Consider the following 13,764-nt stretch of genomic DNA (forward strand, 5'->3'; position numbering starts at 1 on the left):
CTAACTTCGATCCGATTAGGCGAGCATCAGATTCCGAATAGTAGCTACCTGAACAAACTACCTTTTTCCCAGAAAAAATTGTAAAATGAACGTATTTCTTAGCCTTTGCTTACGTATCTGTCTCGCATGAAGGTGCAACCAGCGATCTGCCCAAACTTGCTATTCTGGGTAAAGACCGGATTTATACCCACAACCGGCCAGTTGTCGATGGCTGGCTACAGAAGTATCCAATCCTGACGTCAGCAATCATACATCAACTAATTCTTTGGTTATCAATGAGATTCATTTATCTGCTTTTCTACTTAATAAGTTGCTTCTCGCCGGTTTTGGCCCAGAAAAAAATCCGTGTTGCTTCGCCAAATGGGCGAATTGTTTTCACATTCACACTCACAAAAGCTGCCCCAGTCTATCATGTTACCTTTGATGGAAAAACACTCGTTGACGATTCGGAGCTTACACTGAATTTTCAGGGGAGCGGTCTTTTCGGCCCTAACCTTAGCTACAAAAAGCCAGCCCTGCGCATCATCGACGAAACCTATGATCTGACTGTCGGGAAAGTAAAAACAGCCCGTAATCACTGCCGGGAGGCTATTTTCCCTCTAACTGAAAAAACGGGCAATCACCGGCAAATCAACCTTACCGTACGGGTATTCGATGATGGCATTGCCTTCCGCTACGAGTTTCCCAAACAACCCAACTGGCCAAATTATGTGCTCATGGACGAAAACTCTACGTTTCGGCTGGCAGAGAACCCCACGGTCATGACCCTCTTCAGGATCAATTTCACCACATCTCACGAAGGACTTTATACGACAATGCCACTCAGCCAGATCAAAAACGATACGCTGATGGATATGCCCACGCTGTTTCAGTTTCCCAACAAGCAGTACCTTGCCATTACCGAAGCAGCTCTGAGCGATTATGCAGGTATGTATCTCATCAAAAAAAACAACGTGCTGATGAGTCAGCTCTCGCCGTTACCGAACCAGTTAGGCATAAAAGTAAAAGCGGAGTTACCACACCGGACACCCTGGCGTGTTATGCTCATCGGCGACCGCGTTGGTACACTCATTGAGTCGAACATCCTGACGAGCCTGAACGAGCCATCAAAAATCAAAGACATTTCATGGTTAAAACCCGGCACAACAACCTTCCCGTGGTGGAACGGCACCATCGTTCCTGACACTAATTTCGCGCCGGGCAACAACTTCGAAACCAACAAATATTACATCGACTTTTGTGCCGACAACCACATCGACTATCATTCGGTGGTTGAATATGGTGGGCATGAATGGTACGTCAGCGATGGCATTGGGTATGCGCCAGGTGCCCATTCTGATGCGTCGAAACCCGTTCCAGGGCTGGATATGCAACAGGTTTGCGACTACGCCAAAAGCCGCGGGGTTGGCATTCGGGTTTGGGTATACTGGTCGGTCCTGTATCCACATATCGACTCGGTTTTTGCGCAGTATGAACGCTGGGGAGTCAATGGCATGATGGTCGATTTTATGGATCGCGACGATCAGGAAATGGTGAATATTCAGGAGCGCATTCTGCAAAAAGCCGCCGAGCACAAACTACACGTTCAGTTTCATGGGGCCTACAAACCCACCGGAATGCATCGCACCTATCCCAATGAACTCACCCGCGAAGGAACTCTTAACTACGAAGTGAACAAGTGGGATACGCTCGTAACGCCCGATCACGACATCAATTTTCCTTTCACACGGATGCTGGCAGGCGCAACGGATATGCATATGGGTGGGTTTCGGGCTGTTCCGACCAGTAAATTTCGGGTGCATTATATCCGGCCAATGATGTTCGGTACGCGCTGCCATCAGCTCGCCATGTATGTGGTGCTCGAAAGTTACCTGCAAATGATTGCCGACTATCCCGATGCCTACAAAAATCAGCCGGGTTTTGAGTTTTTGCAGCAAGTGCCTACCACCTGGGACGAAGTTCGTGTACTGGCCGCCGAGGTTGGCCAGCATATTACCATTGCCCGTCGCCATGGCTCCGACTGGTACATAGGCAGCATTACAAACGAAACCGCCCGCCATCTTCCAATCAGTCTGGACTTTCTGCCCGAAGGCACCTATACAGCCGAAATATATTCCGATGCGCCCGATGTAGCACAAGAACCGAACCATCTGACAAAGGAGACCCGTACGCTTAGTCGTACCGATGTACTAACCCTAAAACTGGCGGCTGGAGGTGGGCAGGCCATGCGGTTGCGAAAGCGATAAAATCGTAAATCAAACAAACGGGACGACGCACTGTTTTTCTGAAGGAACTCAATGTAAATCAACATGATCTTAACCTGCCTAACCGCTTTCCAGATGGGTATCGTGGCCGGAATGCGTAGTATGCTGGCACCCGCATTTGTTAGTCATAAACTGACCCACATGGACACTCAACTGCCTACCGATTCCCAATTGCGTATCCTAAATTCGCCCACAACGGCCACTGTATTGAAAGTACTGGCGGCTGGTGAGTTGGTTGGCGATAAAATCCCGGATATACCGGATCGGGTCGTGCCCATATCCTTAGCTGGCCGGATACTGTCGGGGGCGGCTTCCGGAGCGGTCCTGACCGAACTCGATGGCCATCCGGCCGAATATGGTGCGCTGGCTGGAGGGCTAGGGGCCTTGCTAGGCACGTTTGCGTTTTTTCATCTCCGACATTGGCTCACGCACGAACAGGATCTGCCCGACCCATTGGTAGCGCTGGCTGAAGATGCCATTGCCGTTGGAACGGGCTGGAAACTCATAAATCAGCGCGAAATAGTGGATGTTTATGCCTATAATTCATAAACCAACCAGACCCAACTCCCAAAAAGGCATATCGTTGATGTGCCTTTTCTGTTAATAATCACCTGAATGTTTGTTGCCCCTGTTATCTTTGCGCTCCCAAAACTACCTTCATCAACAGCCTATTTTGCTATGAATAGTAGATACACTACCCACTAAAAACGTGCATTGGTACTGTACTTGCCAACTATTCATTCATTTGCTCATTCACTCATTCGCTCATTACTAATGCAAGTTCTGAAATTTGGCGGCACGTCGGTTGGGTCCGTAGAGAGTATAAAACAGGTCATCCAGATCATTGAAAATCACCGCCAAAATGGCGATCAGATCGCCGTAGTGTTTTCGGCAATGGGCGGCATTACCAATCAACTGATCGAAATTGGACGGATGGCCACTACCGGCAATACCGATTATCTGGAATTGGTTCGTCGGATCGAGGATCGGCATTTTAATGTCATTAAAGCGCTGATTCCGGTAAAAGAGCAAAGTAAGGTTTTTGCAACCATCCGCGGCATCATTAATGAACTGGAAGATCTGCTGCGGGGCGTATCACTGATTCGCGAATTGTCGGCTCGTACGCTCGACCTGATCACCAGCTTTGGCGAACGGTTATCCACAACCGTTATTACCGAGTGTGCAAAAAGCCGTGGCATTCCGGCCCAGTTCTGCGATGCCCGTACAATCATAAAAACCGACGCGCAGTTCGGTCAGGCCGAAGTAAACTACACGCTCACCAACCAGTTGATTCTGGAGCATTTTGCCAAAACCACCGACCTGCAAATGGTAACGGGTTTTATCGGATCGACCGAAAAAAACGAAACCACTACACTGGGCCGGGGTGGCTCCGACTATACAGCCAGCATTATTGGCGCGGCTCTGAATGCCGATCTGATCGATATCTGGACCGATGTCGATGGCATGATGACAGCCGACCCGCGTAAGGTTCCGAATGCGTTTAACATTCCGACCATTACCTATGCCGAAGCGATGGAGCTATCGCATTTCGGTGCTAAAGTTATTTATCCGCCAAGCCTGCAACCAGCCTTTGCCCGAAATATTCCGATTCGGGTCCTGAACACCTTTAATCCAACGCATAACGGAACCGTAGTGAGCCGCACAGCCGAGCGCCGTCAGTACACCATTACGGGCATTTCGAGTATCGACGATATTGCACTTGTAAACGTGCAGGGCTCCGGCATGATCGGGGTAGCAGGGGTATCGGCAAAATTGTTCGGCGTACTGGCAGCTCATAAAATTAGTGTAATTCTGATCTCGCAGGCATCGTCGGAGCATTCGATCTGTTTTGCCATCGATCCGCGCGGAGCCGAAACCGTAAAGGCCATTCTGGATGCCGAATTTGCTACCGAAATTGCCCATAGCCATATCGACAATATCACCATCGAGCGCGATCTGTCGGTAATTGCCACCGTAGGCGAAGGCATGAAAAAAAGTTCGGGTATTGCCGGAAAGCTATTTTCTGTACTGGGCAAAAACGGGGTCAATATTGTAGCCGTGGCGCAGGGTTCGTCGGAAATCAATATTTCGGTAGTGATCAACAAAAACAACCTGTCGAAAGCCCTTAACTCGCTGCATAACATCTTCTTCCAGTCCGAAGCGCGGGTACTGAATCTCTATCTGGTGGGAACCGGCCTGATCGGCAAAACGCTGCTGAACCAGATTTTCCGGCAGAATGAGTTTTTGCGTACTGAAAAGCTGCTGAAGGTTTGTGTGGTGGGCATGACGAACTCAAAAAAGATGCTGCTCGACCCGAAAGGTATTGCACTCGACGACTGGCGCGAACGGCTTCTGACCGAAGGTGTTACGACCTCGCTGCCTGCTTTTGTTGAAAAAATAAAAGACTACAACCTGCCCAACTCGGTTTTCATCGACTGCACGTCGGACAAAGACATTGTTCAGTTCTACGAATCGTTACTGGATGCCAACATATCGGTCGTAACGCCTAACAAAGTAGCCAACTCCGGCCCCTATAGCGAGTATCGGCGGCTCCAGCGTACGGCCCTGAACCGGGGCGTCAAGTTTCTCTACGAAACAAACGTGGGGGCAGGTCTGCCAATCATCAATACGGTGCAGGGCTTAATCACGGCAGGCGACCAATTCCTGAAAATTGAAGCGATTCTATCCGGTACGCTGTCGTTTATTTTCAATACCTTCCGACCCGGAACGTCCTTTGCCGATGTGGTTCGGGAAGCGAAAGAGAAGGGTTATACCGAACCCGATCCACGCGACGACCTGAGCGGTCAGGATGTAGCGCGAAAGATTCTGATTCTGGCCCGAGAAGCCGGTTTCCCACTCGAACCGGAAGACGTTACGATCACCAATCTGTTACCACAAGCCTGCCTGGATGCACCAACGATTCAGGACTTTTTTGACGAACTCGAACGCAACAACAACTACTTCGAGAATCTGCTGTCGGAGGCCGAAGCCAAGAACGAAAAGCTACGGTTTGTGGCCAGTTTCGAGAACGACAAAGCGACTATTGGTCTGAAAGCGGTTGGAGTCGATCATCCGTTCTATCAGCTTACGGGAGCCGATAACATTGTTTCGTTCACAACCGAGCGCTATAAGGATCGCCCATTGGTAGTGAAAGGCCCCGGCGCAGGTGCCGAAGTAACGGCCTCCGGTGTTTTTGCCGATGTGGTTAGTATTGGGAGCTATTTGGCGTAATTTGTGTTAAAAAAAACGGTCAATATGGAAAATACATTGCTGAACCGCATTACGCTTAACCCCGACATCTGTCATGGCAAGCAACTATCAGAAATAAGCGTTATCCGGTAGAACTAATTCTTGATTTACTGGCCGCTGGAATGACTCACCAGGAAATACGGGCTGATTATCCTGCCTTAGAAGAAGATGATATTCGCGCCTGTCTAGCTTATGCAAGTCGATTAACCAGTATAAAGAGCATTCATCGAGTCGTCGCATGAACTATTTAGTTGATGCGACGACTGCCTTATTTATTGGCAGACGTACTACGGCAAAAAGGATATGCCGTAATTCATACGGATGATTTACCTGGCAAAGATGAAACAAGCGACACAGAGATTCAGCATCTAGCGACAATTGATAACCGTTTTGTTATAACAAAAGACTCTGACTTTCAGGACAGTTACCTATTGTTCAAACGTCCTCCCCGTCTATTACTTTTAACGACAGGAAATATATAAAATCGGCCTTTACTCGACTTATTCAGACAGACAATTACGACCGTTGATGAATTGTTCGAAACCTATAACTTTATCGAACTAAACAATGACGAATTAATCATCCATGAGTAATCATTCTATCGGCTACTCACACAGGTACGTAAATGTCTGTTTGTTTTTCTTCGTTACGGGGTCAGGAACGCTCGACTGATAGAGCATAGCGGTCTGATCCTGGCTTGTCAGCTTGCTATCGCTATCGTAAGTAGGCGTAAATGTCGACGATTCGCGCAGGTTCGACCGAACGCCTGCACTGGTCAGATTATAGGACTTCAACGTCAATGGTGCATTGATATGCCAGAACCGCCCCGGATACGTTTCAACCGCCTGACTCAGCGCCACCAGCGTGAGCAAGGGAAGTTCTGAAAACCGTTTGTAGGGCGACGGCTTCGCATCGAACGTATAATCCGTTTCCTGTGTCACCACTGAACCATCGGTTAGTGTAAACTGAGCACGTTCGGTCATCAGATTGCCATTGCTATCGTAGGTGAACGTGTACACCCGCTGTCGGGTCAATGAACTGGTGGGTAATACGAGTCGGCTTTCGGTAAGTTTAGTCATTTGTCCCGATGCGTTGTAGTCCATCGCAAACGTCGACATCGTTTTACTGTTACGAATAAAGGTGCAACTGGTGGGGCTGGTCGTTGAGCCATAGGCCAGTACTAGTATATCCTGTGCGCTGGCGGCTGTTGTTATCCGGCCATTTACCATAGTGGTCGTAAATGTGGCATCCTGATTTTTAGACTTCTCCGCTATGGAAGTCACCGCTCCTGCTGTGTAACTAAAGGTTCGTTTTAGTTCGTCGGTAAGTTGGCCTGTTGTTTCAACCAGTTGATCGGTTGTACTCGTTAGCAGGCACGTCTGAATGACCGGATTGTCTTCTTTACACCCTAGCACCGTTGCCAGCAGAACGATAACAAACAGGGGAATCAGTAGAAATTTAGTTTTCATAAATAGCCGGATATACAATAGCAAATGTATAGTTAGCAAGTAGTCTTACCTAAGGTATACCCATAAAAAAATTGTAGTTTCGCAATTGTCATTGGCCATTGGTTAATTGGTATTAGTCATTGGTAAAGCACTAACTCATGACCAATTAACCAATGACTAATGTCCAATAACCATTGACAACTACGTGCTAACAGAAACGTATCAGCAGCCACTTATTGAAAGCATCCGGGCCATCAGTCATCCTGAAGCGGTCCGGCGGTTCTTTGGCTTACTGAAAGAGCTGATCGACATTATTAACCTGCCCAACGGCGATGCACGACTGGCGTTTGCACCTGGTCGGCGCGAAAAAGCCGTGATTTCGGCTGACATTAATTTCTTTCAGGCCTTACGTATTCAAAAGCCACGACGCGGTGAAGTGGAATATCACCTAACCATAAAAAAATCGTGTCAGGACCGATTGAAAGGTATCGAAGAACTGGCTTTTGAACCGATTACCGAAAAATCCGACTACCTGGCCGTTATTATCGGGCAGTCGAATGTGCACCTGCTGATGCAGCCAACCATTCGCACCTGCTGGGAAGATTGCCTGCTCGAACTGGTCGAAAGTACCAAACGTGGCCCGCATTCGGCCCGACATAATGCCGATGTATACCGCGCTGCCGAAGACGAAGCACTGCTGAGCGATCTGATTCGGCTGGCCAATGACCCTGCGCTGGCCGAACGAATTTCTAATGGTCACTCGGTCGAAGAACCCAAGCCAGACTATGAAATTGTGCTCGAATCGCAGAGCCAACCCCGCAACCTCATCATGTTCGGGCCGCCGGGAACCGGCAAAACCTTTGCCTTACAACCCTACCTGCACGACAGCAATTCAAGCCTCATCACGTTTCATCCATCGTATAGCTATGAAGAATTTGTTGAAGGGATTCGGCCAGAGGTGATTGGCAATCAGATCAGTTATCGGGTTCGTAAAGGAATTTTCTACAAAGCCTGCCTGTCCGCCGTTCATCTGGCGGGTTATGGCACGCTGGCCGATTGCCTGAACGATACGGCCGAAAACCGAATGCAACGCCTTCGAAAAGCTCCACCTTACTATCTGCTTATCGATGAAGTTAACCGCGCTAATGTGGCCAGTGTATTTGGTGAGTTGATTACGCTGCTCGAAGCCGACAAACGACTCGGTGCTGAATGTGAACTCTGGCTAACGCTACCCTATTCGCAGGAGCGGTTTGGCGTTCCAATGAATCTGATCATTATCGGCACCATGAATACCACCGACCGTTCGATTGCCTTGCTGGACATTGCCCTGCGTCGGCGGTTCGCCTTCCGCGAGGTAGTGCCCGACCCATCAGTGCTGGCTATTGTCGATGGCATCGATTTGCCGCAGTTGCTTCGAACCATTAACGAACGCATCGAATACCTGCTCGACCGCGACCATCAGATTGGCCACGCTTACCTGATCCATATTGAAAACCATGCCGATCTATGCGATGCCTTCCGGGATCGCATCATTCCACTGCTTCAGGAATATTTTTTTAACGATTGGGCCAAAATTCAGTTAGTATTAGGCGACAACCCAGCCTGGGGTAAAGAACCCGACCAACGGCTCATCTGGGTAAAAAAGAACTATACCGCTTCGGCAAGTACTAATCTATTTGGCGAAATCCCCGACACAGTCGATGAGGTTGTTACCTATGAAATAAACCCATATTTACGCCAGGGGGAATATGATCAGGTACCAATCGAGTCATTTAGCAAGATTTACCAGAAACAATAAAGTAGAGCGGTCATAAAGCTGCTTTAGTTACTATAAAAAGCGGCTTTATAACCGCTCATTTCGACTTATGAAAGCCCTCGTTTTAACCGAATACAATCAATTCGCTCTTCAGGATTTGCCTCAACCAACGATTCAGCCGAACGAGGTGCTGGTACGGGTTCAGGCCGTAGGTATTTGCGGCTCCGACGTTCATGGCATGGATGGCAGCAGCGGCCGACGAATCCCACCCATTGTGATGGGGCATGAAGCCTCCGGCATCATTGCCGACGTTGGCTCCGAGGTAAAAAACTGGTCAACCGGCGACCGCGTCACGTTCGACTCCACAGTCTATGCGCTCGATGATTGGTATAGCCGACGTGGCATGTACAACCTCAGCGACGGGCGCGAAGTAGTGGGCGTATCGACTCCCGATTTTAAACGCCAGGGGGCTTTTGCCGAATATGTGGCCGTTCCTCAGCATATCCTCTATGCCATTCCCGATAATGTTTCGTTTACGCAGGCTGCGCTGGTCGAGCCGGTAGCGGTGGCTCTGCACGCTGTTAGCTTAACGCCCATTCAGGTCAACGACTCGGCCGTAGTTGTTGGCGCGGGTATGATTGGGCTGTTTGTAATTCAGGCATTGAAACTAGCGGGCTGCGGCTCCATTATCGCCATTGACCTCGACGACGATCGGCTGGCCCTGGCCACATCGCTGGGCGCTACGCATACGTTCAATGCCAAAGCAGGCAACATGGCCAGTCAGGTACAGGCGCTCACATACGGGCGCGGAGCCGATGTAGCCTTCGAAGTTGTAGGTGCCGGACCTACGGTCAAAACCGCGATCGAGTGCGTCCGAAAAGGAGCAACTGTCACCCTGGTTGGCAATCTGGCTCCTACCATCGAAATTCCATTGCAGGCCGTCGTAACCCGCCAACTCCGATTGCAGGGCTCCTGTGCGATCAATGGCGAATATGAAGCGGCTCTGTCGCTTATTTCCTCAGGCCGCATCAATGTTGAAGCTATTCTGAGCGCCGAAGTGCCACTGGAAGAGGGTGCCGACTGGTTCCGCCGACTCTATGACAAAGAAAAAGGGCTTATCAAAGTTGTGTTGAAACCCTGATCACTGCTTTGCCGACCACGCGATAATAGCCGGGTAAAGATCGGCAACGGTCTGGCCCGGTTTTCTGGTTTTGTATAGCCGAAGTAGCTCCTGATCAAACTCCCGAAACTTCCGAAATCCCCGATTTTGCACCATGCCATTTTCGGTAGACAGACGTAGCTTCTCTGCTGTTTCGGTATCGAACAAATCGTAATAAAGCAGTGTAACCAGCGCGTAATTCATATATTCTTCAAAGCAGGAAAGCGCATTACCATACGACAACGAAGGCGTATTGGGCGTCGTCCACTTCGACAGATCGCCGAATGCTGCCGAAATTGATTCGTCATACTTATCTGCTTCGGGGTTCAGATAACTATGATTCAGTTCTGTAAAGGCAATGGTCATCCGTTGCCCACGCGCGATGGCTGCCGGCTGACTTTTCTGCCCGATAAATGGAAAATTGATGTGCATCTGAGCTTCGGTGAATCCGTTATCGCTGAAATGATTCGCCGACTGATTCCAGCCTACCAACGGCGAAAAAATAACCTTAACGGCCGAATAGTGTGTGGCTGGAAATTGTTTTTCCAGCCAGATTTTCATGGCTGCCACGTCTACATTTTTCTGAAAATCCAGGATCAGACTTTGGTAGTATTGGTTATTTTTCTGGTAAAACGCCCGAAAGCCCGATTGTTTAGCAAACTGTTCCAGGAGTGGCACATAAGGTGTTAGTTCATTGATGTCGCCCCAGCTAACCCGGTCATAAATACCCCCTTTACGAATCTGATCACCCTCGAACCAATAGGCATAACTATCCATCTTGAGCGGATGATAGCTGTCGCCCGATTTAGCTAGCAACGAGTCGAGCGTGCGAACAGCCGGATGGTTTTTATACGGCGTAAACTGCTGCATCATCGACTGGTAATAATCCGTTTTTTTGTAGACAGCTTCCGTTTTGCCGTACTCAGTCAGGGCCACAACTATATTGAATAACTCATACGTTTCTGGTATTTCTACAACCGTTTTGCCTTCGTTTGCTTTTTTGTAGGTATCCGTAAAAACAGCCGCTTTCACAAACTCATGGCTGGTAAAATGACAGAGTAACGTATCACCTTTTCCCTCCCGAATCACGCGAAAATCGGTTGTTTCCCCGTATCGAATGAACATCGAAATCGAGTCTTTTTCCGAAACCAGCCTAAATGGAACCGATGGCTTGGTTAATCCGAAATTGTAGCTGAATGGGTTGAGAGTTTGATTGATGCCATTGAGCTTATCGCGTTCACCATCCAGATACATAATCAGGAAATTTTGCTTCGTATGAATGGTCGGAATTGGTTTTGTTTGCGCAAATCCATCAATTATTCGTAAAAAGATCAGTAGATAAACAGCAATTACTCTCATTTAGGTACTATGGCTGGAACTGTCCCGAATGTTAGGGAAAAATCCATACACCTGAAAGCAAATCATCGTTTATGAACATTGCCATCATTGGGCCTGGAAAAGTGGCCCACCTACATGCCAAAGCGGCTTTACAAGTTCCTGATGCGAAGCTCGTAGCCGTTTATGGACGTACCTATACAAAAGCCGAAGAGTTTGCGAAGCATTATGACATCCGCGCTTATGATAACGTGCAGGAAATGGTTACCCGCGAAAAGGTCGATCTGTGTCTGGTCTGTACGACTCATCCCGCCCACCGCGAGCCAACTATAGCAGCTCTGGATGCAGGTTCTCATGTATTATCCGAAAAACCACTTGCATCGACGCTCGACGATTGCGATGCCATGATTGAAGCCGCCCGACGTAACAGTCGCTATCTGGGCACGATCAGTCAACGGCGTTTTTATGAACCTAGTCAGCGCATTCGCCGGGCAATCGATGAGGGGAAAATTGGTAAACCTGTACTGGGCACTATCCAGATGCTCGGCTGGCGCGACGAAGCGTATTATAAAAGTGACGCCTGGCGCGGCACCTGGGCCCAGGAAGGCGGTGGTGTGCTGGTGAATCAGTCGCCCCACCAGTTGGATTTGCTGCTGTGGTATATGGGCGAAATCGACGAAGTGTATGGCGTTTGGCGAAATCTGAACCACCCTTACATCGAAGTCGATGATACAGCACTAGCTATCATCAAGTTCAAAAATGGGGGTCTGGGCAATATCATCGTCAGTAACTCGCAGAAGCCCGGCATCTTTGGGAAAGTCCACGTTCATGGCGAGAATGGCGCTTCGGTAGGCGTTCAGACCGATGGCGGTGCCTTGTTTATTGCGGGTCGATCGTCAATCACCGATCCGCCGGTCAACGATTTATGGACCGTTCCGGGCGAAGAAAACAAACTGGCCGAATTTATCGCCGAAGACACGGCATTCTTCAACACCATCGATGCAACGGTCTACTATTTTGGGTTGCAGATTGCCGAATTCTGCGACGCCATTCGCGAAAACCGCCCACCTGCCGTTACGGGCGAAGACGGCCGAAACGTAGTGGCCCTGTTTCAGGCCATCTACGAATCAACACGAACCGGACTACCGGTGAAGTTTTAAATCATTGGTTGATTAGTCATTGGTCATTGGTTAATTAGTCATCAGTTCTACCTAAGAACTTACTAACTAATGACCAATAGCTTAATTCGCCGGATCTTGTGGCGTTGTGGTATTGTTATTGCGCTCGGTCAACGGATACGGGAAAAAATTTCGGTTGCGTTCGGCATTGGCACTACCCGGTCCCGGCCGCCCAAACCGACGACTATCTTCGAGCCGGAAGCCCTGGAATGCCAGTTCGATCTGCCTATTCTTATAGATTTCGGCCAGAACGGCATCCGCTGTTTGTGCGCCGGAGTAAGCAGGTAAAGCCGCACCCAGCCCAAACGCATCCTGAGCGGCTGTTTTGGTTAGCACCCGATTCAGTTGCGCAATGGCATTGGTCAGATCGCCTTTGCGGGCATAGGCTTCGGCTTGAATCAGTAGCATTTCGCCCGGCAAATAGACCGGAACAGCCGCATTGTTAGCTGTATAGAACGCCGTTGCGATAACGGGAGCCACAGCCGTGTTGGTACTGGGCTTGGTGAGGAACGACAACCGCTTGTCGGCCGGATCAGGCGTCAGGCTACCCGTTAGCCCCAAATTCACGTTGGTTGGCTGAAATACATTCAGGTTGCCAAATGTGTACTCAAAGAGTGGGTTCCGCGTATTGTCATCGAAGTTAAACACCGACTTTTTCGTCAGATCCATTTTGGCCGCAGCCGCCAGTGCTTTGTCGTAATCGCCCGAAAACAGTGCATAGCGGGCAATCAGCGCCTGAATCGTATTGGGAATGTCGATGCCCGTTACAATTTTACCTGAGAAATCGGATGATACAGGAGCTGCCGCCACCTGCGTTGCTGCCGATTCGAGCGTTGTAATGGCCTCTTTGAATACCTGAGCCCGTGGCACAAACGGAACATTATTGCCGGTCGTAACGGGCGATTGCTCAAAAAATAAGCCTAATGTCCCAAGCGATAACGCCCGAAAAATAGATGCATAGCCAACAATCCCACTTTTGGTACCGGCATCGCTAACAACACCCGTATTGGCAAGAATTAGTTCGGCATTCGAGCGCACCAGATGGCTTTGTGTCCACAGATTGCGCACCACGCTGTTAATATTGCTCACATTACCGCCACCCAAGGCCAGGTTAGCTTCATCAGCATTACCCACGTTGAGTACGAAATCTTCGCGGGTTGTCAAACCGGCACCGGCCGTACGGGCATAGAGAACACTCAAAGCCCCGCCCGTGGTATAGCGATACTGCAATCCATTCGAAAGGGTAATTAAGCCGTCGGGCGAGCTAACTGCCTGCGACTGGCTGATGGTGCTGGGGTTTAGAAAGGTCTGATTACAGGCAAACTGCCCTAGAGCCAGAGCCGCCAACACGATATATGTCTGAATTTTTTTCATG

General features: G+C 49.3%; 10 protein-coding genes. 7 read left to right on the forward strand and 3 right to left on the reverse strand.

The window, feature by feature from the left end; genetic code table 11:
- Positions 1-275: 275 nt before the first annotated feature.
- From WBJ53_RS27805 to WBJ53_RS27820, 4 genes are all read left to right on the forward strand, one after another.
- Complete coding sequence (locus WBJ53_RS27805) at positions 276-2,246, forward strand: glycoside hydrolase family 97 protein (protein WP_338872380.1); 1,971 nt, start codon at positions 276-278, stop codon at positions 2,244-2,246.
- A 63-nt stretch (positions 2,247-2,309) separates the two neighbouring features.
- The gene (locus tag WBJ53_RS27810) at positions 2,310-2,813 is read left to right on the forward strand and encodes a DUF4126 family protein (protein ID WP_338872383.1); all 504 of its coding nucleotides are present in this window, start codon (positions 2,310-2,312) and stop codon (positions 2,811-2,813) included.
- A gap of 225 nt (positions 2,814-3,038) precedes the next feature.
- Positions 3,039-5,495 carry a bifunctional aspartate kinase/homoserine dehydrogenase I gene (gene thrA, locus WBJ53_RS27815; RefSeq protein ID WP_338872386.1) on the forward strand — a complete coding sequence of 819 codons (2,457 nt, stop codon included), beginning with the start codon at positions 3,039-3,041 and terminating at the stop codon, positions 5,493-5,495.
- Positions 5,496-5,611: 116 nt separating this feature from the next.
- A complete protein-coding gene (locus WBJ53_RS27820) occupies positions 5,612-5,755 on the forward strand; it encodes a DUF433 domain-containing protein (RefSeq protein WP_338877246.1) in 144 nt (47 codons plus the stop codon).
- A gap of 363 nt (positions 5,756-6,118) precedes the next feature.
- On the opposite strand, the gene WBJ53_RS27825 is transcribed toward WBJ53_RS27820, so the two are convergent.
- On the reverse strand, positions 6,119-6,982 hold the full coding sequence (locus WBJ53_RS27825) for a hypothetical protein (RefSeq protein WP_338872388.1): 864 nt from the start codon (positions 6,980-6,982) through the stop codon (positions 6,119-6,121).
- 184 nt (positions 6,983-7,166) lie between these two features.
- Between WBJ53_RS27825 and WBJ53_RS27830 the strand changes: the two genes are divergently transcribed.
- Both WBJ53_RS27830 and WBJ53_RS27835 read left to right on the forward strand, forming a co-directional pair.
- On the forward strand, positions 7,167-8,759 hold the full coding sequence (locus WBJ53_RS27830; protein ID WP_338872390.1) for an AAA family ATPase: 1,593 nt from the start codon (positions 7,167-7,169) through the stop codon (positions 8,757-8,759).
- A 67-nt stretch (positions 8,760-8,826) separates the two neighbouring features.
- Positions 8,827-9,858 carry a galactitol-1-phosphate 5-dehydrogenase gene (locus WBJ53_RS27835; RefSeq protein ID WP_338872392.1) on the forward strand — a complete coding sequence of 344 codons (1,032 nt, stop codon included), beginning with the start codon at positions 8,827-8,829 and terminating at the stop codon, positions 9,856-9,858.
- On the opposite strand, the gene WBJ53_RS27840 is transcribed toward WBJ53_RS27835, so the two are convergent.
- Entirely contained in the window at positions 9,859-11,235 is a 1,377-nt protein-coding gene (locus WBJ53_RS27840) for a DUF4932 domain-containing protein (protein WP_338872394.1), read from the reverse strand.
- Positions 11,236-11,306: 71 nt separating this feature from the next.
- Here WBJ53_RS27840 and WBJ53_RS27845 point away from each other — a divergent pair, with 71 nt between their 5' ends.
- Complete coding sequence (locus WBJ53_RS27845) at positions 11,307-12,371, forward strand: Gfo/Idh/MocA family oxidoreductase (RefSeq protein ID WP_338872396.1); 1,065 nt, start codon at positions 11,307-11,309, stop codon at positions 12,369-12,371.
- An 81-nt stretch (positions 12,372-12,452) separates the two neighbouring features.
- Here WBJ53_RS27845 and WBJ53_RS27850 read toward each other — a convergent pair whose 3' ends face one another.
- Entirely contained in the window at positions 12,453-13,763 is a 1,311-nt protein-coding gene (locus WBJ53_RS27850) for a RagB/SusD family nutrient uptake outer membrane protein (RefSeq protein WP_338872398.1), read from the reverse strand.
- Between the last annotated feature and the right edge of the window lies 1 nt (position 13,764).

Source organism: Spirosoma sp. SC4-14, assembly GCF_037201965.1.
Taxonomy (GTDB): domain Bacteria; phylum Bacteroidota; class Bacteroidia; order Cytophagales; family Spirosomataceae; genus Spirosoma.